Source organism: Streptomyces pseudovenezuelae, from assembly GCF_029892565.1.
GTDB lineage: Bacteria > Actinomycetota > Actinomycetes > Streptomycetales > Streptomycetaceae > Streptomyces > Streptomyces pseudovenezuelae_A.
Genome location: NZ_JARXVH010000001.1, coordinates 550,933 through 574,195 on the forward strand (window position 1 = coordinate 550,933; position 23,263 = coordinate 574,195).

A 23,263-nucleotide genomic window follows, 5' to 3' on the forward strand; every position below is an offset into this window, starting at 1 on the left:
GGCACGACATGGGACGAGTCACGGAACGACGCAAGGTGATCCGCATCCGGGACGGGGCCGTCTCCACGCGCCCGGACACGCTGGTCGCCGAGGAACCGCTGGAGATCCGGCTGAACGGCAAGCCGCTCGCGATCACCATGCGCACCCCCGGCGACGACTTCGCGCTGGCCGCGGGCTTCCTGGTCAGCGAGGGCGTGCTCGCCGAGCAGGACGACCTGCAGAACATCGTCTACTGCGCCGGCGCCACGGTCGACGGCTCGAACTCGTACAACGTGGTGGACGTTCGCACGGCCCCCGGTGTGCGGATCCCGGACATCACTCTCGAACGGAACGTCTATACGACCTCGTCCTGCGGCCTGTGCGGCAAGGCGAGCCTCGACGCGGTGCGGACGACGACCCGCTGGCCGATCGCCGACACTCCCCCGGTCCGGGTGGAGCCCGAGCTGCTCGCGAGCCTCCCCGACCGGCTCCGCGCGGCCCAGCGGGTCTTCGACCGGACCGGGGGTCTGCACGCGGCTGCCCTGTTCACCGAGGACGGCGAACTGGTCGACATCCGGGAGGACGTGGGCCGGCACAACGCGGTCGACAAGCTCGTCGGCCGCGCCCTGCAGCAGGGGAACCTGCCGCTGTCCCGGACACTCCTGCTGGTCTCGGGCCGGGCCTCCTTCGAGCTGGCGCAGAAGGCGGTCATGGCCGGGATCCCGGTCCTGGCGGCGGTTTCGGCGCCGTCCTCGCTGGCGGTGGACCTGGCGGCGGAGACCGGTCTGACCCTGGTGGGCTTCCTGCGGGGCAGCTCCATGAACGTGTACGCGGGCGAGCACCGCATCGCCCTGCGGACCGCGGCCGCCCAGGCGTGACCGGCTCTCCGCGACACGGCGGCGGGGCCCCGACCGGCGGGGAGCGCCCCCTGCGCCGCAGGGGCCCCGTCTCAGACGTTCGCGACCTGCGTGAACTCCGAGATCAGCGGTGACCGACGGCTCGCGTCCCAGACGAGGATCACCTCGTCGGGCTCCGCGTCCGCGACGGGCACATACGTGATGTCGGGCCGTGAGTACTGCTCGGCGACCGACACGGGGACCAGGGTGATGCCCTGGCCCGCCACCACGCGCTCGAACTTCTCCTCGATCGTGCGGATCGGCACCTGGTCAGGGCCGGGGTCGACGTAACGCAGCCGGGGCTCGTCCGCGAGGTCCGCCATGAGGAGCTCCTGCTTGCCGGCGAGCCGGTGGTCGGCGGGCAGCATCGCCACACGCGCCTCGGTGAACAGCGGCAGCAGCTTCAGGCCGCGCTCCCGGATCGGCCGGCGCAGGTAGGCCAGGTCGACGGTGCCGTCGAGGATCTGCTCCTCCTGGTCGTCCCACTCGACCCTGCGGGCCTCGACGGCGATGCCGGGGTGAGCGGCGCCGAAAGCCCGCAGGGCCTGCGATACGACGACGCCCGCCCGGAAGCCGACGACGAACCGGCGAGGTCCGCGGGCGGCCCGGTGCACCCGGCGGCGGGCGGCTTCGGCTGCGGCGAGCAGCGGGCGGGCGTCGTCTAGGAATTGGCGACCGGCTCCGGTCAACGTGACGCCGTGGCTGTCGCGTTCGAAGAGCGTGGCGTCCAAGTCCTTTTCCAGCACCCGGATCTGACGGCTCAACACGGGCTGCGCGATGTGCAGCCCCTCGGCGGCTCGCCCGAAGTGCAGCTGCTCGGCCACCGCCACGAAGTAGCGGACCTTGCGCAGGTCGAGATCCATGCCGCCCGCCCTCTCTCTTGGCGATGCCTCCAGGGTATCGCCAGAGCTGAAAGAGGTCTTGGACGGCAGGACGCGGTCGCCCGCAGGCTGGACGACGTCAGGACAGCAGGAGTCGGGACACCACGGAAGGAACGCGCCATGAGCGTGCAGGGACAGCGGATCGTCGTCATCGGGGGTACGGGGGGTATCGGACTGGCGGTCGCGGAGGCCGCCGTCCAGGAGGGCGCGGACGTGGTCGTCGCCTCGCGCCGCCAGGAGAGCGTGGACGCGGCGCTGAAGCGGCTGCCGGGTGGCGCCGAGGGACATGTCCTGGACGCGACCGACGAGGAGTCCGTACGCGGCTTCTTCGCTCGGGTCGGCGCCTTCGACCACCTCGTCTACACGGCCGGTGAGTCCATCCTCATGGGCAGTCTCGCCGAGTCGGACCTCGGGCAGGCCCGGCGCTTCCTGGACACGCGGCTGTGGGGCGCGTACACGGCCGTCAAGCATGGCGCCCCGTCGATCCGCCCGGGCGGCTCCGTCGTCCTGACGACGGGGACGGCCGGGCAGCGTCCGATGCCGGGCACGACCGTCGCGGCGAGCCTGTGCGGGGCGATGGAGTCGCTCACCCGGGCCCTGGCCCTGGAGCTCGCGCCGGTCCGCGTCAACGTGGTCTCCCCCGGCGTGGTCCGCACCGAGCTGTGGCGGGACCTGGCCCAGGAGGACCGCGAGGGCCTGTACGCGTCCACCGCCGCCGCGCTCCCCGTCGGCCGGGTCGGCGAGCCCGCGGACATCGCCGAGGCGTACCTCTACCTGATGCGCGGCGGCTACAGCACCGGCTCGGTCGTCACCGTGGACGGCGGCGGAACGCTGGTCTGAGGATCGGGCCACGCCCCGGCCACGCCCCTCGGAGGCTCAGGCCACGAACCGCACCTCCGCCGCCGTGACCACGGTCCCGAGGCGCGGGAAGTCCAGCCGTACGGACGCGTCGTGCTCGGGGCCGGTCAACGCGGCCATGGCGTCCTCGACGAACACGAGGTCGTAGCCGAGATCGCCGGCGGCGCGGGCGGTGGACTCGACGCCGAGATTGGTGGCGATACCGCCGAACACCAGCGTGGTGACGCCACGTTCATGGAGGCGGTCGTGGAGGTCGGTGCCCTGGAAGCCGCCGATCGTCCGCTTCACGACCTCGATGTCGCCGTCCTGGGCGAGCCCCGCCACCAGCTCGCTGCCGGCCGGCTGTTCGGCGATGCCGGGCCGCTCGACCCGGATCAGCACGACGGGTGCGCCGGCCGAGCGGAAGGTGGTCGTCAACTCCTCGGCGGCGTGGAGGACTTCGGTGCCCTTGCGGGGCTCCAGGGGCAGCGCGACGATCCGGTCCATCAGATCGACGAGCACGAGGGCGCTGCGCGCGGGGTCGAGCGCGAGGGGTGCGGTCATGACGGAACGTTATCCGTCGTCAGCCGTCCGTACCGGAAATCCGGATCAACAGGTCCATGAACTGGTCGCGTTCGGAGGCGGAGAGCGGGGCGAGCAGCTCGTCGTTGGCCGCGCGAGCGGCCCGCTCGCAGCGCTCGAGCAGCCAGGCACCCTGCACGGTGAGGGACACCGCGTTCTTGCGCCGGTCCTTCGGATCGGGCTCGCGCACGATGTGGCCCGCGGCCTGAAGGTCGTTGAGGACACCGACCAGGGGAGTCCCCCGCCTGGAGGTGCGATGCGCCGCGTCCGCTACGAGTCCACCGGCGGCCCCCTGTTCCTGGAGGACACCCCCGTCCCCGAACCGGGCCCCGGCGAACTCCTCGTCCGCTGCGAGGCGATCGGCGTCACGCTGCCGGTCGTCCGCAAGGTCACCGAGACCGCCGAGCCGATCCCGCTGGGCGGCGAGATCGCGGGCGAGGTCGTGGCGGTGGGCGCCGCAGTCACCCGCTTCGGCGCCGGCGACCGGGTGACGGGCCTGTGCTTCGGGCACGGCTACGCCGACTTCGCGCTCCTGCACGAGGCCATGGCCTCCCCGGTCCCCGAGACCGCCTCCGCCGTCGACGCGGTCGCCCTCGTCCGCAGCGGCCTGGTCGCCCTCGGCGCCCTCGCCGCCGCACACCCCGAGCCGGGCGAGTCGGCCCTGGTCACGGCGGCGGCGAGCGGGGTCGACCACCTGGCCGTGCAGTTGGCACGGATCCGGGGCGCGTCCCGGGTGGTGGCCGCCGTGTCCGATCCGGGGAAGGCCCCCTTCGTGCGCTCCCTCGGCGCGGACGAGGTGATCGCCTACGCCGACGAGAGCTGGGGCGAACCCGTCGACTACGCCCTCGACGCGGTGGGCGGCGACCTGCTCACCCCGGCGATCGGCGCCCTGGCCCCGGGCGGGCGACTGGTGGCGTACAGCTCGGGCGGCGGCACGATCCAGGCATACGACCTCCTCGTGGGCGCCAAGTCCGTGATCGGCTTCCAGATGGCGCGGATCGCGCGCGGGCGGCCGGAGTTGTACGAACGGTGGCGACAGGAGCTGTGGGCGCTGTTCGCGGAGGGGGCGCTACGGCCCGCCGTGCACGGGGAGTTCGCGTTGGAGGACGCGGCGAAGGCGCATGCGGTGATCGAGTCGCGGGGGAATCTGGGGAAGGTGGTGCTGCGCACCTGAGATCTGCGGCGTAGGTGCGTCGGAGGTGAGGGACATGTGTCGCGCCGGAGGCCGATATCGCCCCATGGACCACGCGAGCGACAGCCACTAACGTCCCTTGGGTGCCCGACGACGCACGAGCACGACAGCGAGTGGGGGCCGGGCTCGGTGTGTTGCTGGCGCTGGTTCTCGGAGCCGTGCTGCTCACCTCGCTGCCGGACGGTGGCGGTCCGAAGGGCGGGTGCGGGGCGCGGGCGATTCGGTCGTGGTCGGCCGACGCGGGGCTGACCGGGGAGTTCGCCCGGTACGGCGATGACGCGAGCCGCAGTGACGACTGGACCGGGGGCGACGGTACGCACTCGGTGCGGCTGCCGGACGGTCGGGTGCTGTGGCTGTTCTCGGACACGTATCTGGGTCAGGTGCACGGGCCGCCGAATCCGGTCGGCGAGTCGTCCGCGTGGCGGGACACGAGTGCCCCGCTGGTGCGCAACTCGGCCGTCGTGATGGACGGCAAGGGCCGGCTGGAGAGCACGCTGCCCGCTCCGCTCTTCGCCGATCCCGCCCCGAACCAGTGGCGTTGGCCGGTGGCCGCCCGGGTCGAGCCGCGCTCGCCAGGTTCCGCGGAGTCGGTCGTCCGGGTGCTGCTGTGGGTGCGGACGGCCGGGCAGTCGCCGTGGATCTACGGGGTGCCCACCGCCACCGAGGTCGCCACGCTCTCGCTGCCCGATCTGCGGGTCGAGTCGGTCGTGAAGGTGCTCGACCAGTCGCTGGTGCCGGATCCGTCCCAACGGGTGCTGTTCGGGACGACGTTGGTCGAGGAGGACGGCTGGACGTATGTGTTCGGGGGCGACGACGGACAGGCCGCGTCCCGGCCGGCCTCGTCGGCGTACGTGGCGCGGGTGCCGGAGGGGCGGCTCGGAGAGCCGGGCGCCTGGCGGTACTGGAACGGCTCGGGGTGGGGCGGCGAACCGCGCCCGGTGCGCGGGGCGAAGGTGGGCAGCGCGTTCTCGGTGGTGCGGACGGAGGGGACGTACGTCCTGTTCACGATGGCCGCGGGTGCCGCCGGGCTGACGACCGTGACCTCGTACTGGGCCTGCTCCCCCACCGGGCCCTGGCACGGCCCGACGAAGGACTTCAGCCCGGCGCTGCCGCACGGCGGGGTCGCCGCGTACAACCCGCAGGTGCATCTCGAACTGAGCGGCGGTGGGCGGCTGGTGCTGAGTTACGACGTCAACTGGCTGGAGACGATCGGCGCTTCGGCGAGCATCAACGCGAATGTGACCCTGTACCGACCGCGGTTCGTGACGCTGCGGCTGGCGGAGCCGGGGTGACGTCCTCCTGCGGGTCGCGCGAGCGGCGCTTGGCGATCACCGCGCAGACCATCAACTGCATCTGGTGGAAGAGCATCAGCGGCAGCACCGCCAGAGAGGCGTGCGCGCCGAACAGGACGCTGGCCATGGGCAGTCCGGAGGCCAGGGACTTCTTGGAGCCGGCGAACTGGATGGCGATCCGGTCCGCGCGGTTGAAGCGCAGGACCTTGCCGCCGTACCAGGTCAGGGTGAGCATCACGGCGAGCAGGACGGCCTCGACGACGAGGAGGCCGCCGAGCCGGACTGCGCTCACCTGGTGCCAGATGCCCTGGACCATGCCTTCGCTGAACGCGGTGTAGACGACGAGCAGGATCGAGCCGCGGTCGACCAGCCCGAGGACCTTCTTGTGCCGGGCGACGAAGCCGCCGATCCAGCGGCGCAGGACCTGGCCGGCGAGGAACGGCACCAGCAGTTGCAGCACGATCTCGACGAGCGAGTCGGCCGAGAACCCGCCGGCGCTGCTGCCGAGCAGGGCGGCGGCGAGCAGCGGGGTGACGACGATGCCGACGAGGGAGGAGAAGGAGCCGGCACAGATCGCGGCGGGCACGTTGCCGCGGGCCATCGAGGTGAAGGCGATGGAGGACTGGATGGTCGAGGGGACCAGCGTGAGGAAGAGCAGGCCCTGGTAGAGGGGGTGGGTCAGCAGGACCGGGACGAGACCGCGGGCGGCCAGGCCGAGCAGCGGGAAGACGAGGAACGTACAGGCCAGGACCGTGATGTGGAGCCGCCAGTGGCGCAGTCCGTCCATCGCCTCGCGGGTGGACAGGCGGGCGCCGTACAGGAAGAAGAGGAAGGCGATCGCCGCCGTGGAGGCGCCGGAGGCCACGTCGGCCCCGGCCCCGCGTGCCGGCGACAGGGCCGCGAGACCAACCGTGCCGAGCAACACCAGGATGTACGGGTCGATCGGCATCCAACTCGGCCATTGCAGGCGTTTCACGGTGCTCCACTTGCTCGTTGCGTGCTCATTGCCGTCGGTGATTCGGAGACGAGGAGTCCCCCGGCCATCGTCCTCCTCCGGAACTTGATCGGGAATCCGTCATACCGCTCTGACTGTCATCGCGTTTCGCGATAACGAGCTATTCTGTTCCGCGTGTACGACCCCTCTCACCTGCGCACCTTCCTGGCGGTCGCCCAGACCCTGAGCTTCACCCAGGCCGCCCGGCGGCTCGGGCTGCGCCAGTCCACCGTCAGCCAGCATGTGCGGCGGCTTGAGGACGTGACCGGGCGGCAGTTGTTCTCCCGGGACACGCACTCCGTGGAGCTGACGGAGGACGGCGAGGCGATGCTCGGGTTCGCGCGCCGGATCCTGGAGGTGCACGAGCAGGCGTCGGCATTCTTCACGGGTACCCGCTTGCGCGGCCGACTGCGCTTCGGCGCCTCCGAGGACTTCGTGCTGACCCGGCTGCCGGAGATCCTGGAGGGCTTCCGGCACGACCACCCCGAGGTCGACCTGGAACTGACGGTGGAGCTGTCGGGCACGCTGCACGAACAACTGGCCGCCGGGAAGCTCGACTTGGTACTGGCCAAGCGGCGGCCGGAGGATCCGCGGGGCGAGCTGGTCTGGCACGACGGGCTGGTGTGGATCGGCGCGGAGCGGCTGCGCCTGGACCCGGACCGCCCGGTGCCGCTGATCGTCTACCCGCCGCCCGGCATCACCCGCGCCCTCGCCCTGGAGGCCCTGGAACGCCAGGGCCGCTCCTGGCGCATCGCCTGCACCAGCGGCAGCCTCAACGGCCTCATCGCCGCCGCCCGCGCCGGCCTCGGCGTCATGGCCCACTCGCGCGGCCTCGTCCCGCCGGGCCTGGTCCGCGTCCCCGACCGCTTCGCCCTCCCCGAACTCGGCCGCGTCGACTTCGTCCTGGTCCACGGCCACCGCCGTACGTCCGCGTCGGGCGCCGCGGAGGCCTTGGCGCAGTCGATCCTGGGCGGCGGGGACCGTCTGCACCGGCGCTAGTCCCCGGCCGGCCCGCGGACGTCAACTCCCGGAACTCCGGGCCGGATCCCGGACGCCGCTCGGCCGACCTCCGACGGGACGCGCTGAGCAGGTCGGGGCGTCCGCTCCGCGAACCGACGGCACCTCGCGCCGACCCGACGGAGTGCTACCGCACCGGCTTCGGATACGTCAGCTGTTTGATCCGGCGCAGATACGGCGTCGCCTCCACGTGCTGGAGCCCCGGCAGGCGGCCGAGCGGCCCGCTGATGTAGGCGTAGAGGTCCGCCGTGGTCCGTACGACCGCCGTGGCCATCAGGTTGCTGGGGCCGGCCGTGGCGGCCGCGTGGGCGATGGGGTCGTGGGTGGCGAGGGCCTCGCCGACGGAGTGCAGGGCGGCGGGGGTGGCGGTGAGCCAGAGGACGGCGGAGACCGGATAGCCGAGGGCCTCGGGGCGGAACTCGACGTCGACGTAGACGGCGCCGGAGGCGAGCAGGGCGGCCAGGCGGCGTTTGACGGCGGACTCGGAGCGGCCGGTGGCGCGCTGGAGTTCGGGGTAGGTGGCGCGGCCGTCGCGCTCCAGGACGGCGAGCAGGGGCTCGTCCTCCGGGTCGATGCGGGCCGGTCCGGGGTCGGGCAGGTGGTCGGGGTGCAGGGCCGTCATCTGCTCCTCGGTGAGCGCCGCGAATCTGCGCAGCCAGCCGGTCGGGCCGCCCGCGAAGCGGTGCAGCAGCTGGTGGGCGCGGATCTCCATCAGTCGCGGGGTGCGCGGCAGTTTGCCGAGGAGCAGGTCGTCCCGGTCGCCGACGCTGCGCGGCCGGGTGCCGCAGATGACCTCGGTACCGCCGGAGGCGATCGCGATCCAGCTGGTGTCGGGCCGTTTGGCGAGCGCGTCCGCGATGGTCAGCGCGCTGTCCGGCACGCAGCGCAGGCGTAGCGTCCAGTCGTCCTGGCCCAGCGCCACCCCGTCCCGGACGGCGACGATCCGCAGTCCGCCCTCGGCGCAGAGCCGGCGGTAGCGGCGGGCGACGGTCTGGTCGGAGACCCCGAGCACCGCACCGATCCGGCTGAAGGACGCCCGGGCGTTGGTCTCCAGGGCGCTGAGCAGCCGCAGGTCGAGCTCGTCGAAGGTGTGGGATTCCATCTGCATACCGGCCGCTCCCGTCGGATTCCGTCGCCCGGCCATCGGTTACCGCTCCGATCGGCCGCGCACTGCTCATCGTACGAACCGAAACGGATCTGTCGAACAGGGCGAAACCGCCGGACAGGCCGGTCAGGTCGGACAGGGAGTTGAGGACATGCGTACATGGGGGCCGCTCACGGCTGTGTGCCTGGGCACGTTCATGTTGTTGCTGGACGTCACGATCGCGGTGGTCGCGCTGCCGGACATGGCGCGGTCGCTGCACGCGTCGCTGAGCGATCTGCAGTGGGTGATGGACGGGTACGCGCTGGCGCTGGCCGCGCTGCTGCTCGGGGTGGGGGCCGCGGCCGACATCCTGGGGCGACGGCGGGTGCATGTGGTGGGTGTGGTGGTGTTCGCGACGGCGTCGCTGCTGTGCGGGCTTGCGACCGGGCCGGGGATGCTGGTCGCCGCCCGCGGGGTGCAGGGGCTGGGGGCCGCGGCGATGTTCGCGACCACGCTGCCGCTGCTCGGCTCGATCTACCAGGGGCGGCGGCGGTCGGTGGCGCTCGGCGTGTGGGGCGCGGTCAGCGGGGCCGCGGCCGCGGTGGGGCCGGTGCTCGGCGGGCTGCTGACCGACGGGCCGGGCTGGCGGTGGATCTTCTACGTCAATCTGCCGGTGAGCGTGGTCGCGGTGTGGCTGACGCTGCGGGTGGTGCCGGAGTCGCACGGCTCGCGCGAGCGGAAGGTCGACTGGGCGGGCACGGTGACGTTCGCGGCCTTCGCCGCCGCGCTGACGTACGGGGCGGTGCGTGCCGGGCAGCAGGGCTGGAGCGAGACAGGCACGCTCGTCGCCCTCGGGGCGGCCGTCGTGGCGCTGGCCGGCTTCCTCGCCGTCGAACTGCGCGGCGCCGACCCGCTGTTGGATCCGCGGCTGTTCCTGAAGCCGGCGTTCTCGGGCGTCATGGTGGGCGCGCTGGCCTTCAACGCGGCGGCGTTCAGCCTCCTGGCGTACGACTCGATCTGGCTGCAGACGATGCTCGGGATGAGTCCCGTGCGCGGGGGGCTCGTCTTCCTGTGGCTGTCGCTGGCGTCGTTCGTGGTGGCGGCGGCCGGCGGGCGGCTGCTGCACGGGGTGTCGGCCCGGATCACCGTCGGGGGCGGGCTGCTGGTGGTCGGTGCGGGACAGTTCTGCATGGCGTTCCTGGGCGCGGGTTCGACGGCGTCCGCGCTGGTGCCGGGTCTGGTGCTGGTGGGCGTCGGTACGGGTCTGGTGTCGCCCGGGATCGCGGGCGCGGCGCTGGCCGCCGTACCGCAGGAGCGGGCGGGCATGGCGGGCGGCGCGGTCAACACCTTCCGGCAGCTCGGCTACGCGCTCGGCATCGCCCTGTACGGCACGGTGCTGACCTCCCGGATGCAGGACACGCTGCCGCACGACGCGGCCCACGCGCTGGCGGGCGGCGCGGCGGGCGCACTGCGCGGCGCCTTCTCCGAGCACGCGCTGCGCTCCGCGTTCGCCTCGGGGCTCAACACGGCGGCGGTACTGGCGGGTGTGACCGCGGCGGTCGCGGGCGTACTGGTCCTGGCCCTGGTCAGGACCCCGCGGACGACCGCCGGCCAGCCCCCGAAGGCCCCTCGGACGACCGCGGACGCGGCCTCCGGACGACCCCGCTGACACGTGTCCGAGGGCGGTAGTCGGGTCGTACAGATTCGGTGGAGATTACGGGCCCGAAACTTACTCAACCGTCAGCTTTCTGTCCGACCCTTCCCTATGTGAGCGCATTTTCCGGCACTGACCAGGCTGTACCTGAACACCGCTCGGCTTCCGACCCCCTCCCGCCCTGTCGCCGGGTGGGGTAGCTTTCACGGCGCTGCGGAGCGTCACCAGAGGCGGGGAGCGGGGTTTGCGCGAGTTCACCAACCCTCCGTTGGCGTCGGCACCGCCGGTGGGTGGTCTGGCCGATGTCGTCTTCGAACGTGCCCAGGAAGACCCGCTGCATATCGCCCTCGGTCGCAAGGACGAAGCAGGTCAGTGGCGTGACGTCACCTCCGCCGAGTTCCGGGACGAGGTGCTGGCCCTCGCCAAGGGGCTGCTCGCCCAGGGCATCCGGTTCGGCGACCGCGTCGCGATCATGTCCCGTACCCGCTACGAGTGGACCCTGTTCGACTACGCACTGTGGACGATCGGTGCCCAGGTGGTGCCCGTCTATCCGACGTCCTCGGCCGAGCAGTGCTTCTGGATGCTCTACGACGCCGAGTGCACGGCGGCGATCGTGGAGCACGAGGACCACGCGATGACCATCGCCACCGTCATCGGCCGGCTGCCGCAGCTGCACCAGCTGTGGCAGCTGGACTCCGGCGCCGTGCAGGAGCTGTACGACGCCGGTGCCTCCATCGACGACGACGTGGTGCACCGCCACCGGCAGGCGGTCACCCCGGACTCGACCGCGACGATCATCTACACCTCGGGCACGACCGGCCGCCCCAAGGGCTGTGTGATCACGCACGGCAGCTTCATGTGGGAGGCCGACACCGTCATCGAGGGCTGGGAGCCGGTGTTCCACTCCAAGCGGGGCGACGAGGCGGCGACCCTGCTGTTCCTGCCGCTCGCGCACGTCTTCGGGCGGATGGTGGAGGTCGCCGCGATCCGTGGCGGGGTCCGCTTCGGCCACCAGCCGCAGCTGAACGCCGCCGCCCTGCTGCCGGATCTGCAGGCGTTCAAGCCCACCTTCATCCTCGCGGTCCCGTACATCTTCGAGAAGGTCTTCAACGCCTCCCGCCGCAAGGCCGAGAAGGAGGGCAAGGCCGGTCCGTTCGAGAAGGCCGTCGAGGTCGCGGTGAAGTACGCGGACGCGGTGGAGGCCAAGGCCTGGGGCACCGGGCCCGGCCCCTCCGCAGGACTGCGCATGCAGCACCAGCTCTTCGACAAACTCGTCTACTCCAAGGTGCGAGCGGCCATGGGCGGCCGCATCCGCAATGCCATGTCCGGCGGGTCGGCCATGGACCGACGGCTCGGACTCTTCTTCGCGGGCGCCGGGGTGCAGATCTACGAGGGGTACGGGCTCACCGAGACGACGGCCGCCGCGACCGCCAACCCGCCCGACCGCACCCGCTACGGCACGGTCGGCCAGCCCATCCCGGGTGTCACCGTGCACATCGCGGACGACGGCGAGATCTGGCTGCACGGCCCCAACACCTTCCAGGCCTATCTCAACAACCAGAAGGCCACGGACGAGACCCTGCACGACGGCTGGCTCGCCACCGGTGACCTGGGCGCGCTCGACGAGGACGGCTACCTCACCATCACCGGCCGCAAGAAGGAGATCCTGGTGACCTCCGGCGGCAAGAGCGTCTCGCCGGGGCTGCTGGAGGAGCGCGTCCGCGACCACCCCCTCGTCAACCAGTGCATCGTCGTCGGCAACGACCGCCCGTACGTCGCCGCCCTGGTCACCCTCGACCAGGAGGCCGTCGAGCACTGGCTGACGATGCGCGGCAAACCGCAGATGTCCGCGGCCGAGCTGGTGCGCGACAACGACCTGGAGACGGAGGTGCGGCGCGCGGTGGTGGCCGCCAACACCCTCGTCTCACAGGCCGAGTCGATCCGTACCTTCCGCATACTGGCGCAGCCGTTCACCGAGGAACACGGCCTGCTGACACCGTCGTTGAAGCTGAAGCGCAAGGCCATCGAGAACGCGTACGCCAACGAGGTCGACGCTCTCTACCGGGCCTGACACTCCCTCAACCGAGGCTCGCTCAGCTGATGTTCACGCGGAAGATCTTGTCCGCACCGTCCGCCGCACCTCCGTTGTTGTCGCAGTTGGTGGTCGACAGCCACAACTGGTCGGCGCCCGGCACCTTGGTGACCGTGCGCAGCCGCCCGTAGGTCCCCACGTAGTACGCCGTCGGCGTGCCGACGCTCTCGTTGTCGCCGTTGATCGGGATGCGCCACAGCCGCTCGCCGCGCAGGGACGCCATGTAGACGACGTTGCGGACGATGGCGATGCCGCTCGGGGAGGCCTCGTTGACGTTCCAGGTGGCCTTGGGGTTGGTCATGCCCGAGACGCCGCAGGTGCCTTCGCAGGTGGGCCAGCCGTAGTTGGCGCCCGGTTTGATGAGGTTCAGTTCGTCCTTGGAGCTGTTGCCGAACTCCGCTTCCCACAGCCGGCCGTTGCGGTCGAAGGCGAGACCCTGCGGGTTGCGGTGACCGAGGCTGTAGACGTAGTTGCCGAACGGGTTGCCGGGGGCCGCCTTGCCGTCCGTCGTCATGCGCAGGATCTTGCCGTTGAGGGAGTTCTTGTCCTGGGCGAGGTCGGGTGTCTGGGCCTCGCCGGTGGAGACGTAGAGGTAGCCGTCGGGGCCGAAGGCGAGGCGGCCGCCGTTGTGGTAGCGGTTCTTCTTGATGCCCTGGAGCAGGATCTTGTAGTCGGTGAGCTTGGTGCCGTCGTAGGTCATGCGGACGACGCGGTTGCCCTCGGACGCGGTGTGCATGAAGTAGACGTAGTGGTTGGTCTCCCACTTGGGGTCGGCGGCCACGCCGAGCAGTCCGCCCTCGCCGTTCGTGGTCACCGCTTCGGGCACGGTCCCGACCTGCGTCCGCGCACCGTCCTTGGTCACCTTCCAGACCCGGAAGTCGTCCCGCTCGGTGACCAGCGCGGTCTTGCCGTCGGGCATCCAGTAGGTGCCCCACGGGATGGTCCAGCCGGTCGAGAGGGACGCGACCGAGGACGGGACCCCGCCGTCCGTCGCGCAGGCCTTCGTCGTGAAGGTGACGGTGTTGCTCGCCGCGGAGACGTTGCCGGCCGCGTCCCTGGCGACGACGTTCAGGCTGTACGGGCTGTTGCAGGCGAGCCCGGTCAGCGTGGTCGTCGTACCGCCGGTGACGGTCTTGTAGACCGTGGTGTCACTGCGGACGTCGTACGCGACGACCGCGCGGTCGTCCGTCGAGGCGCCCCAGCCGAGGCCGACGCTGTTCGCCGTGATGTCGGTCGCGGACAGCGTGCCCGGCTCGGTCGGCGCGGTGGTGTCGGAGCTGGTCTCGGTGGTGCAGTCGACGACGGGGCTGGCGGCGGACGTGTTGCCGGCCGCGTCGCGGGCGATGACCGTGAGGTTGTAGGTGGTGTTCGGGGTGAGCCCGGTCAGCGCCTTCGACGTCGAACTCCCGGGCGCCTCCCCGATCTTGTTGCCGTGCTCGTAGAGGTCGTACGCCGCGACGGCCACGTTGTCCGTCGAGGCGCCCCACGCCAGGGTGAGCCCGTCCTCGCCGATGTCCGGGCAACTCGGCTGGCCGGGGCGGGTCGGGGCCTGGGTGTCGGCCGCGGCGGCGAGGCTGACGCGGTCGAGGTTGGGGCCGCCGTCGGCGGTGGTCGCGGTGGCGCGGACCTTGTTGGAGCCCGCGGTCAGCGGGACGTTGAGGGTCTTGGTGGTCCAGGTGTTCCAGTCGGCGGTGGCCGGGAAGGAGACGGCGGACTGGACGACCGCGCCGTTGACGGAGATGTCCATCGGCCGGTCGACGGCGGTCCCGTTGGCGAAGCGGAGGGTCAGCGCCGAGGTGCCGGCGGCGGTCGCGCTCACCGTGAACTCCACATAGGAGCCCTTGATGTTGGTGTAGTCGACGAAGCCCGTGCCCGTGTAGCCGGTGTGGTTGGTGGCGACCGTGCCCTGCGAGATGGCCGCGTCCTCGGCCTGGTAGTCGGTGGCCGCGCTCGCGGTGCCCTGGCCCAGGCCGACGAGGGGCACGGCGAGGGCGAAGGAGAGGGCCAGCGGGACGGCCCGGGCGAGAACTCTGTCGCGTTTCATGATTGTCCCCTCACCTCGCTGTTGACCGGGTTCACACGGATCAGCCGTGTTTCGCCCGGCCGCAGCGTCGCGCTGTATGAATCGGCGATCACGCCCTTGTGGGAGCCGGACCAGAGGTCCGTGACGTCACCGGAGCCGGTGAACCCCACCTGCGACCAGTTCACGGAGACCGTCGAGTTGCCGGACGTCCCGGTGTTGAACAGCGCGACCACGTAGGCACCGCTGTTCTCCCGTTTACTGAAGACCTGCTTGACACCACTGTTCACAACCCGTTTCGCGGCCACCCCGTCCTGGTCGACTCCGATCAGTCGGTCGTTGGTCAGCATCGCCTTGTCGACGGCGTCCAGTTGGGTGAGGTCGGTGCCGAGCAGCAGCGGGGAGGCCGCCATCGCCCACAGCGTGAAGTGCGCGCGGCGCTGGTCGGCGGTGAGGCCGACTTGGTCGCCGTTCCCGATCTCCAGCGAGTCGAGGTCGTTCCAGCCGCCCGGACCGGCGTACGGCTGCCAGGAGGCGGCCGAGTTGAAGCGGGCGGACACATGGGACCAGTCGGTCAGCGGATAGCCGCTGCCGTTGGAGCCAGGGCCGCAGTAGCACTCGACGTCCCCCTGGGTGCGCCAACTGTTCGCGAGCTGCCGCCAGGTGGCGCCGTCGGCGATCGGAAGGTTGTTGGAGAGGGCGAAGGTGATGGGCCGTCCGCTCGCCCGCAGCGCCTTGTCCCAGGCCTGGACGTCCGGGATGTCGGCGCTGCCCACGCCGTCGATCTTCAGGTAGTCGACTCCCCAGGACGCGAACTGCTTGGCCCACGAGTTCACGAACTCCTGCGCGCCCGGCTTCCCGTAGTCGATGTAGTACATGTTCTTGCAGTTGTAGTTCTTCTCGGTCCTGGACGTGTCCGCGATGTCCTTCGCGTGGTACGAGGTCCCCTCGATCGGTGTGTTGGCGGTGACCGCGTTCTTGGCGATGCCCGGCGTGACGTAGAAGCCGAACTTCAGCCCCTTGCCGTGGATGTAGTCGGCCAACGCCTTGATGCCGGACGGGAACTTGGCCGGGTCGACGGTCCAGCGGCCGTAGGAGTCGACGACGAAGCCGTTGGCGTCGCACTTCTGCCAGAAGTCGTCGAGATTGACGTTCACGAAGCCGTGGTCCTTGAGCCCGCTCGACACGATCGCGTCGGCCTGCGCCTTGATCTTCGCCTCGGTGGGCGTACGGCGCACGAAGCTCCAACTGCTCCAGCCCATCGAGGGCCGTAGGGACTGGCCGTTGTCCGACTTGGGTGTGTAGGTCGCCGGGGTGGCGTACGAGGTGCCGATCCAGGCCTCGTCGACGCGCAGTCGCCGGTAGCGGGTGGTGTCGGTGGACTCGGCCCAGGTGGTGTCGACCTCCAGGCGTACGTAGCGGGCGTTCGCGGTGGTGAGGTCGATGCCCTGGATGCCGCGCCGGCTGGGGAGTTGCCCGGTCTTCACCGCGCTCCCCCAGGTGGTCCCGTCGTTACTCAGGAACACCTTGTAGTCCTTGATGCGGGCGGACTGCTCGGTGGCCGAGCGGGCGTAGGCGACGGAGTCCTCGCGCTGGTTGAGCCCGATGTACCGCACCTTCTTGGCCGCGCCGAGGTCGAAGGTGAGGTTGACGGGGAGGGTCTTGTCGTTGTCCCAGTAGGTGAGGTAGCTGCCGTCACCGGCGGCCGTCGCCGCGTGCCCGCTCGCCGAGGCGCTCGCGCTCACCTTGACTCCGGTGAGGATGCCCTGGCGGCCCGCGGTCGTGACCTTGAAGACGGTGTCGTACGGGTCCCAGGAGCCGAGGCCGGTCAGGGTGAGGACGCCGCCGGACTGCGACCACGAAATCGGCGCTCCGGTACGGAGGTTGGTGACGGAGGCGATGCGGTAGCCGTTGTCGCGGATGCGCAGGGTGCCGGTGGACGGCGGGGTCAGGACGTGGACGTACTGCAGGTCCGGGTCGCTGCGGCTGATCGTCGTCACGCCGTGCGCGCCGTCGTTCCAGAAGCCGGGCTTGAGGCCGCCGTACATGTACCCGCCGCCCTCGGTGCCGTGCAACGACTCCCGGATGGGGTCGAGATAGGAGTCGGCGAAGGTGTTGAAGGCGGTCTGGTTGGCCGGGAACCTGCCGTTGACCTGGGCGGTCTCGGCCATCAACGCCTTCACGGAGGAGCCCGCGTTGGTGACCAGGCGGCCGAGGGTGAGCTTTCTGTCGACGGACGGGTCGGAGCCGTCGTACCACCACGCTCCGGTCGAGGGCAGCTTGAAGTCGGCCTCGGTCAGGCGGGGTTGGGCCGCGTAGACGGCCTGCGGGTAGTCGTAGTCGGGAGTCATCCCCGTCTTCTGCTCGTTGCTGATCATGTCCATGATTGGCGTGTCTTCGTTGTTGTTGCTGATCGTGTAGTTCGGGCGCTTCTCGTAGATCTGCCGGTAGAGGTCGTGGCTCTCCCAGTACGCGTTGTCGTTGTCGATCCAGAAGCCGCCGAGGTCGGGATAGCGGTCCATGACCTCGAAGAAGTTGTCGTAGCCGAACTGCCCGAAGCCGTCGCGGGTGGTCAGGTCGACGTCCTTGCCCTTGTAGGCGGAGTAGGCGGCCGAGTCGAGCCACTCGTGGCCGCCCTCGTCGTGCCACTGGGGGTCATCGGTCATGTAGAGGACGACCTTCATGCCCTTGGCCTTGGCGGCGGTGATGAGTTCGCCGAGGAAGTCCCGCTTGGTGGCGCAGGAGCCGGGGATCTTCGAGGGCCAGGGGCGGGCGTAGCCGAGGCGGCTGTGGAAGGTGGCGAGGACGAGGTACTGGGTGTGCAGCTTGCGCGCCTCGTTCACCCAGTAGTCGGGCGTCCAGCCGCCGTTGGTGACGTCACTCTCCCAGGCACTGCAACTGGTGTGGGCGGGGGCGGTGCGCAGGCCCCAGTGCAGGAAGAGGCCGCCGACGGAGGCACGGAGGAAGTCCTGGCGGGGGTTGTCGAGGTCGAGCGGGCGGGCGTTCGCGGTCGCGCAGTTCTCGGTGGAGCCGGCGCTGGACACGCGCGGCGAACCGGCGCCGCTCACGCAGTAACCACTCACGTTCTGGAAGCCCAGGTCGTAGGGCGAGTCGGTGCCGCGCTGTGCGGTGAAGCCGGTGAATCGGATATCGCTCGCCGCGTTGGCGATGACCGCCGGCCGTCCGTCGTTCGCCGCGAACTTCACGGAACTGTCGGTGAATTGGACGTCGTCGGCGTTGTGCAGGTACCAGCCGTAGGCCGGCCGGGTGCCGATGGCCTTGGGGTTGTAGTCGTTCGGGTCGTTGCTCGGCACGCCGGTCGACATGGTGCCGTTGCCGCCGGGGACCGTGATGTCGACGTTGGTGAACGTGACGCCGTGGATCCGGTGACCGGTCTCGCCCCACAGAGTCGGGCTGAACGACGGGGAGTTGCCGGTGGCTGTGATGTTGTCGTAGGTGATGTCGCTGATGGAGCCGATGCCGGGACTGTTCCCGCACCGCTTCCGGGTCCCGATCTTCTGCATGATCGGCGAGTGGACGCCGGTCATGGTGATGTCGCGGTAGTGGACGTCGGAGATCTTCGCGCCGTCCATCGAGACCATGCCGAGGCCGGACTTGTCGGCGCCCTCGATGCGGATCTTCTCGAACTGGTAGTCCGAGAAGTCGCCGCAGGTCTCGGAGCCGAACATCAGGGCGTTGCAGCACTTGGCCGAGAGATACGAATCGCGCACCCTGACATGGCCGTTGGGGAGCTTGGCGCCGAGCGCGTAGTCGCTCTTGAAGACCAGGGCGTCGTCGTTGGCCTTGATGTTCGCGTTCGTCACCGTGACGTTCGTCGTGGAGATGATGTTCCAGCCGTCGCGGTCGCTCGCGGTGTCGATGGTCAGCCGGTCCGAGGTGACGTCCTCGCAGCCGTTGATGAGGGCCGCGAAGTGGCCGCCGCGACGCAGGGTGAGGCCGTCGCCGATCCTCAGCCCGTCACACCGGGTCAGCGAGATGATCTTGTCGGCCTCGCCGGACTTGGGGTTGCCGGTGATCAGGTTGCCCATGCCGTCGATGACACCCTCGCCGACGAAGCCGATGTCGGTCAGCCGGTCGCCGTAGATCATCGCGTCGTGGAAGTGGCTGTGCCCGTAGTCCTGGTAGGCGTCGTACGGGTTGGCCTCGGCCTTGTCGTACGTGTCGGCGCTGGAGCCCTGGATCGTGGCGCCCCGGTCGACCTGGAGCGTCACATGGCTCTTCATGCGGATGGTGTTCTTGGACTTGTAGGCGCCGGCCGGGAAGCGGACGGTGCCGCCACCCGCCGCTGAACCGGCCGCGTCGATCGCCTTGTTGATGGCCGGGGTGTCGTTGGCCGAGCCGTCGCCCTTGGCGCCGTAGTCACGCACGTCGTACGTGGCGGCAGGGTGTCGCTGGGCCGTGAGAGCGGTCGAGGGGTGGGTCAGACCGAGGACGACGGCGAGGACCAGGAGGACGATCGTCGCCGCACCACGGGTGCGAGGGGTGGGCGTACTTCCGGGCGCGCTTCCGGGCCCACTTCTGAACGTGCTCATGACACTAATCACCTCGCAGCTGCTCGTTCATGATCAGGAAGGCCCCGAGGCCGTGGAAGTCGTTGGTGGCACGGGTGCGGGCGATGTAGTACGCGTAGTCGCCGACGTTCGTGCCGACGGTGATGTCGGCCAGGTTCGTGCGGCCGTCCGCGCCGACCGACAGCTTCGCCAGCACGCCCTCGTAGCCGCGCCGGGCGACGGTGGCGAAGTGCGGGTCCAGATAGCCCTGTTGGGCGCCGCGCGAGAGGGCGTAGGTGAACATGCTGGAGCAGGACGTCTCGGTCCAGTTGTCGGCCCGGTCACCCTTGTCCATCACCTGGAACCAGCGTCCGGACGCCGGGTCCTGGTACTTCTCCAGGCCGGCCGCCAACCGCCCGAGGATGCCGAGGAGTTGGGCCCTGCGTGTCTGGTTCGCGGGGATCGCGTCGAGGACGTTGACGATCGCCATGGAGTACCAGCCGACCGCCCGGCACCAGTGCTCGGGGGCGAGACCGGTCTGCGGATCCGCCCAACTCACCGTCCTGGATTCGTCGTAGGCGTGCTTGAGCAGTCCGTTGGCGACCTGGAGGTGGCTGCCGTAGACGGCGAGTTGCCGGGCCGCCTCGTCGTCGGTGTAGGCGCGGTCACCGAACTCCTTGCCGTACTCGACGAGGAACGGGTTCACCATGTAGACGCCGTCCGCCCACAGTTGGTGCGCCCGGCTGCTGGTGTCGGCGTGCCAGAAACCGCCGTCGCTCGTGCGCGGATAGGTGTTGAGACGGTCGCGGATCTTTTTGGCCGCCTTGCGGTAGCGGTCCTGGCCGGTCTCGTGGTGCAGGACCACCAGCAGCCGCCCGGCCTGCATGCTGTCCAGGCTGTCGAAGGACTGGTCGATGGAGCCGTCGCTCTTCACGAAGCGGTCGACGTAGCTCTTGATGTAGGTCAGATAGCGCGGATCGTGGGTGCGCTTGTAGGTGAGGTACTGGCCGTAGAGGTAGAGGCCGACGGGGTAGGACCAACCGCCGATGGTGCTCGGCGTGTAGCGGGCGGTCGTGGAGTCGACGACGGCCGTGGACCAGTCGGGGGCGGCGACGGGACGGCCCACCGCTGCCCCGGCAGGGGGCGCGGGAGCGGCCACGGCCGACGCCGGTACGGCGGCCGGCAGGGCGGTCAGGATGGCGGTGGTGAGCGCGACTGCCGTGAGCGCCACCCGCGGGCGCCGACGTCGACGGACGCTTTCATCCGATGTTCTCGGAGTGGACGGCTCCGTTCGGGAGGCCGCGAACACGTTCTCGTTCATGTGCGCATACCTGCTCTCCAGGGGAGTGGGGGGTCTGGGAGCGTGCAAAACCCAAGCACAGGCGACGTTCACATGCGTGCACCGGGTTCATCGATACGTTCGACAGCGCGATCCAGAGTCCCGGCATGACGAGGCACGGTCAATGGTTCCGGCCCAGGAGGTCGGATGCTTTCCGGCCATTCTCGGCCTCCGGAACTGAACCGCCGGTCAGTTCGAGAGGAATCTGCGCGGATTCCGGGGTCAGGAATGCATCACGGCACGTAATCGTTGACCATGGGAGTACCACCCGACGGCAACCGTAAGGATCGAGAGCTCGTGAGCAGCAAGGTCCCCCCGATCATCCTCAACAACGGCGTCGAGATGCCCCAGCTGGGCTTCGGCGTCTGGCAGGTGCCGGACGACGAGGCGGAGCGGGCGGTCGCCACCGCGCTCGAGGCCGGGTACCGCAGCATCGACACAGCGGCGATCTACGGCAACGAAGAGGGCACCGGCAAGGCCATCGCGGCCTCCGACGTCCCCCGCGAGGACGTGTTCGTCACCACCAAGCTCTGGAACGCCGACCACGGTTACGACGCGACGCTGCGCGCCTTCGACACGTCGCTGGACAAGCTCGGCCTGGAGTATCTCGACCTGTATCTGATCCACTGGCCGACACCGGCCCGGGACGACTACGTCGACACGTACAAGGCGTTCGAGAAGCTCCTCGCCGACGGCCGGGTCCGTGCGATCGGTGTCTCCAACTTCGAGCCGGAGCACCTCAAGCGGCTCATCGCGGAGACGTCGGTGATCCCGGCGGTCGACCAGATCGAACTGCACCCGCAGTTCCAGCAGCACGCGGGGCGTGAGTACCACGCGGAGCAGGGCATCGCGACCGAGGCCTGGTCGCCGCTCGGCTCGGGCCGTGGCCTCCTGGAGGTCCCGGCGATCATCGCCATCGCCCAGAAGCACAACCGCACCCCGGCCCAGGTCGTGCTGCGCTGGCACCTCCAGCTCGGCAACGTCGTGATCCCGAAGTCCGTGACGCCGTCCCGGATCAAGGAGAACATCGAGGTCTTCGACTTCAGCCTGGACACCGAGGATCTGGCGGCGATCAGCGCGCTGAACGAGGACCGTCGCCTCGGCCCGGACCCGTCGACGTTCAACGCCGGCTGACCGCACCCGACGACCCCTTCAGGGCCGCCCGTCCACCCAGGACGGGCGGCCCTTTGGCGTGCCCGCGCCCACTCGACCGTCGGGTACTCACCCGTACGGCGGACCAGGTCCGTACCAAAAGAAGGTCGGAGGGGTTGACGCGGACACGTCGATGGGACCACCTTGTACCGCACCCGGTAAGGAAACTTTCCTAACAGAAGGGTCCCCCACCAGTGCGCATACGAACACTGACCCTCGCCGCGGCCTCAGGTGCCGCTCTCCTCGCGGCCGGAGTCCTCCCGGCCCAAGCGACCGGCTCCGCGGGTCCGGCGTCCGCCCAGGAGGGCTCGGTCAGCGCGGCCTCCCTCCTCGCCAAGGTGACCTCGTGTCAGCAGCTCTCCAACGGCAAGTACCGTACCGACGACGAGACTTCGGCCACCATTCCGGTGTGCGGCAAGAACGGCGCCGTGTTCTGGAAGGCCGACATGGACATCGACTGCGACGGACAGCGCACCGCGAAGTGCAGCGAGTCCACCGACCCCTGGTACCAGGACGACACGGCCTTCCACCAGTCCAACGGCCAGCCCCTCAGGGCCGATTCACTGCCGTACGTCGTCGTGCCCAGCTCCAGCAGCATCTGGAACTACTCCAGCGCCGGCATCAAGGGCGGCGGCGTGGTCGCCGTGATCTACAACAACAAGGTGGAGTACGCCGTCGTGGGCGACACCGGCCCGACGAACATCATCGGCGAGGCCTCCTACGCCACCGCCAAGGCGCTCGGCATCGACCCCAACCCCGAGACCGGCGGCACCGACTCCGGCGTCACCTACATCCTGTTCAAGAACTCGAAGGTGTCCCCCATCGAGAACCACAACTCGGCGGTCACGCTGGGGGACAGCCTGGCCAAGCAGTTCCTGCAGAACAACTGACAGGAACCAGCTCAGGAACTACGCAGGAGCGACGGTCAGTTGGGCTGTCCGAGCGGCCGTACGACGACGGTGTTGATGTCGACACCGTCGGGCTGCCGGACGGCCCACACGACCGTCTCCGCGATCTGGTCGGCGGTGAGCAGATGCCCCGGCGGGAGTCCGTTCCCGTCCCAGAAGGGCGTCTCCACGCGGCCCGGGGCGATCAGGGTCACGCCGACGCCCCAGTCGGTGACCTGGCGCCGGGTGTTCTCGGCGAGACCGGTCACCGCCCACTTCGTCGCGCCGTAGATGTTGCCCGGACCGTTCACGAAGCCGGCGACACTGCCCACCAGCACGATCCGGCCCCGGGTCTCCTTGAGGGCGTCGATGGACGCCCGGATGAGGAGCGCGGGGCCGAGCACGTTGGTGAGCACCATGTCGGTCCAGCCGGCCGGGTCGCCCTCCGCCACCGTGTCGTGGGTGGCGGAACCGGCGTTGGCCACCACCGTGTCCAGCCGCCCGAACTCCTTGATGGTGGTCGCGACGGCCGCCTGGACGTCGTCGTAGTCGGCCGCGTTGCCGACGAGCGTCAACAGGCCGTCCGGGTCGCCGAGTTCCTCGGCGAAGCCGCGCAGCCGTGCCTCCCCGCGGCCGGTGACGGCCACCCGGTGGCCCGCGTCGAGCAGGCGCCGCGCCACGGCGGCGCCGATGCCGCTGCCGCCGCCGGTGATGAGTGCGACCGGAGAGTCGGTCATGTGATTACCCCCTGTGTCTCAGTGACGGTGGGAGTAGATCAGTTGGAGCGCGCTCGATGTCAAGGACGGCGGCCGTCCCGGCGTCGGTACGGGCAACAGTCCGGCACCGGGCGCCAC

17 protein-coding genes and 1 pseudogene are annotated in these 23,263 nt (G+C 70.2%); 9 read left to right on the top strand and 9 right to left on the bottom strand.

Annotated elements, in window-relative coordinates:
* Window positions 1-8 precede the first annotated feature (8 nt).
* Complete coding sequence (fdhD, locus tag M2283_RS02490; protein ID WP_280874251.1) at window positions 9-857, top strand: formate dehydrogenase accessory sulfurtransferase FdhD; 849 nt, start codon at window positions 9-11, stop codon at window positions 855-857.
* A gap of 71 nt (window positions 858-928) precedes the next feature.
* Here the strand turns inward: fdhD and M2283_RS02495 are convergent, their stop codons facing one another.
* Entirely contained in the window at window positions 929-1,738 is an 810-nt protein-coding gene (locus tag M2283_RS02495; RefSeq protein WP_280874252.1) for a LysR family transcriptional regulator, read from the bottom strand.
* A 138-nt stretch (window positions 1,739-1,876) separates the two neighbouring features.
* On the opposite strand from M2283_RS02495, the gene M2283_RS02500 reads away from it, so the two are divergent.
* Window positions 1,877-2,596, top strand: coding sequence for an SDR family oxidoreductase (locus M2283_RS02500; RefSeq protein ID WP_280874253.1), 720 nt, complete (start codon window positions 1,877-1,879; stop codon window positions 2,594-2,596).
* 36 nt (window positions 2,597-2,632) lie between these two features.
* On the opposite strand, the gene M2283_RS02505 is transcribed toward M2283_RS02500, so the two are convergent.
* Together M2283_RS02505 and M2283_RS02510 are read right to left on the bottom strand one after the other, a co-directional pair.
* The gene (locus M2283_RS02505; protein ID WP_280874254.1) at window positions 2,633-3,157 is read right to left on the bottom strand and encodes an isochorismatase family protein; all 525 of its coding nucleotides are present in this window, start codon (window positions 3,155-3,157) and stop codon (window positions 2,633-2,635) included.
* 19 nt (window positions 3,158-3,176) lie between these two features.
* Window positions 3,177-3,407, bottom strand: a pseudogene (locus tag M2283_RS02510) (MarR family winged helix-turn-helix transcriptional regulator); the annotation flags it as partial.
* Window positions 3,408-3,431: 24 nt separating this feature from the next.
* On the opposite strand from M2283_RS02510, the gene M2283_RS02515 reads away from it, so the two are divergent.
* Window positions 3,432-4,349 (top strand): quinone oxidoreductase family protein, encoded by a 918-nt coding sequence (locus M2283_RS02515; protein WP_280874698.1) that lies wholly within the window; start codon window positions 3,432-3,434, stop codon window positions 4,347-4,349.
* A gap of 101 nt (window positions 4,350-4,450) precedes the next feature.
* A complete protein-coding gene (locus tag M2283_RS02520) occupies window positions 4,451-5,659 on the top strand; it encodes a DUF4185 domain-containing protein (RefSeq protein ID WP_280874255.1) in 1,209 nt (402 codons plus the stop codon).
* Here M2283_RS02520 and M2283_RS02525 read toward each other — a convergent pair.
* On the bottom strand, window positions 5,595-6,608 hold the full coding sequence (locus M2283_RS02525) for a bile acid:sodium symporter family protein (RefSeq protein WP_280874699.1): 1,014 nt from the start codon (window positions 6,606-6,608) through the stop codon (window positions 5,595-5,597). The genes M2283_RS02520 and M2283_RS02525 overlap by 65 nt on opposite strands.
* Before the next feature lie 180 nt (window positions 6,609-6,788).
* Between M2283_RS02525 and M2283_RS02530 the strand changes: the two genes are divergently transcribed.
* Window positions 6,789-7,652 carry a LysR substrate-binding domain-containing protein gene (locus M2283_RS02530; protein WP_280874256.1) on the top strand — a complete coding sequence of 288 codons (864 nt, stop codon included), beginning with the start codon at window positions 6,789-6,791 and terminating at the stop codon, window positions 7,650-7,652.
* Window positions 7,653-7,797: 145 nt separating this feature from the next.
* On the opposite strand, the gene M2283_RS02535 is transcribed toward M2283_RS02530, so the two are convergent.
* Window positions 7,798-8,778 carry an Lrp/AsnC family transcriptional regulator gene (locus M2283_RS02535; RefSeq protein WP_280874257.1) on the bottom strand — a complete coding sequence of 327 codons (981 nt, stop codon included), beginning with the start codon at window positions 8,776-8,778 and terminating at the stop codon, window positions 7,798-7,800.
* Window positions 8,779-8,926: 148 nt separating this feature from the next.
* Between M2283_RS02535 and M2283_RS02540 the strand changes: the two genes are divergently transcribed.
* Window positions 8,927-10,423 (top strand): MFS transporter, encoded by a 1,497-nt coding sequence (locus M2283_RS02540; RefSeq protein ID WP_280874258.1) that lies wholly within the window; start codon window positions 8,927-8,929, stop codon window positions 10,421-10,423.
* Between the two features lie 229 nt (window positions 10,424-10,652).
* On the top strand, window positions 10,653-12,479 hold the full coding sequence (locus M2283_RS02545; protein ID WP_280874259.1) for an AMP-dependent synthetase/ligase: 1,827 nt from the start codon (window positions 10,653-10,655) through the stop codon (window positions 12,477-12,479).
* A gap of 22 nt (window positions 12,480-12,501) precedes the next feature.
* Here the strand turns inward: M2283_RS02545 and M2283_RS02550 are convergent, their stop codons facing one another.
* The 3 genes from M2283_RS02550 to M2283_RS02560 are packed head-to-tail and all read right to left on the bottom strand — an operon-like array spanning window position 12,502 to window position 20,262.
* Window positions 12,502-14,544 carry a PQQ-dependent sugar dehydrogenase gene (locus M2283_RS02550; protein WP_280874260.1) on the bottom strand — a complete coding sequence of 681 codons (2,043 nt, stop codon included), beginning with the start codon at window positions 14,542-14,544 and terminating at the stop codon, window positions 12,502-12,504.
* Complete coding sequence (locus M2283_RS02555; protein WP_280874261.1) at window positions 14,541-19,073, bottom strand: glycosyl hydrolase family 28 protein; 4,533 nt, start codon at window positions 19,071-19,073, stop codon at window positions 14,541-14,543. Before M2283_RS02555 ends, M2283_RS02550 begins: the two co-directional genes overlap by 4 nt.
* Window positions 19,074-19,077: 4 nt before the next feature.
* Complete coding sequence (locus M2283_RS02560) at window positions 19,078-20,262, bottom strand: glycoside hydrolase family 88/105 protein (RefSeq protein ID WP_280874262.1); 1,185 nt, start codon at window positions 20,260-20,262, stop codon at window positions 19,078-19,080.
* 405 nt (window positions 20,263-20,667) lie between these two features.
* On the opposite strand from M2283_RS02560, the gene M2283_RS02565 reads away from it, so the two are divergent.
* Both M2283_RS02565 and M2283_RS02570 read left to right on the top strand, forming a co-directional pair.
* Window positions 20,668-21,504 (top strand): aldo/keto reductase, encoded by an 837-nt coding sequence (locus M2283_RS02565; protein WP_280874263.1) that lies wholly within the window; start codon window positions 20,668-20,670, stop codon window positions 21,502-21,504.
* Between the two features lie 212 nt (window positions 21,505-21,716).
* Window positions 21,717-22,412 carry a glycoside hydrolase family 75 protein gene (locus tag M2283_RS02570; RefSeq protein WP_280874264.1) on the top strand — a complete coding sequence of 232 codons (696 nt, stop codon included), beginning with the start codon at window positions 21,717-21,719 and terminating at the stop codon, window positions 22,410-22,412.
* A 35-nt stretch (window positions 22,413-22,447) separates the two neighbouring features.
* On the opposite strand, the gene M2283_RS02575 is transcribed toward M2283_RS02570, so the two are convergent.
* Window positions 22,448-23,146, bottom strand: a complete 699-nt coding sequence (locus tag M2283_RS02575; protein ID WP_280874265.1) for an SDR family oxidoreductase — start codon at window positions 23,144-23,146, stop codon at window positions 22,448-22,450.
* Window positions 23,147-23,263: the final 117 nt, after the last annotated feature.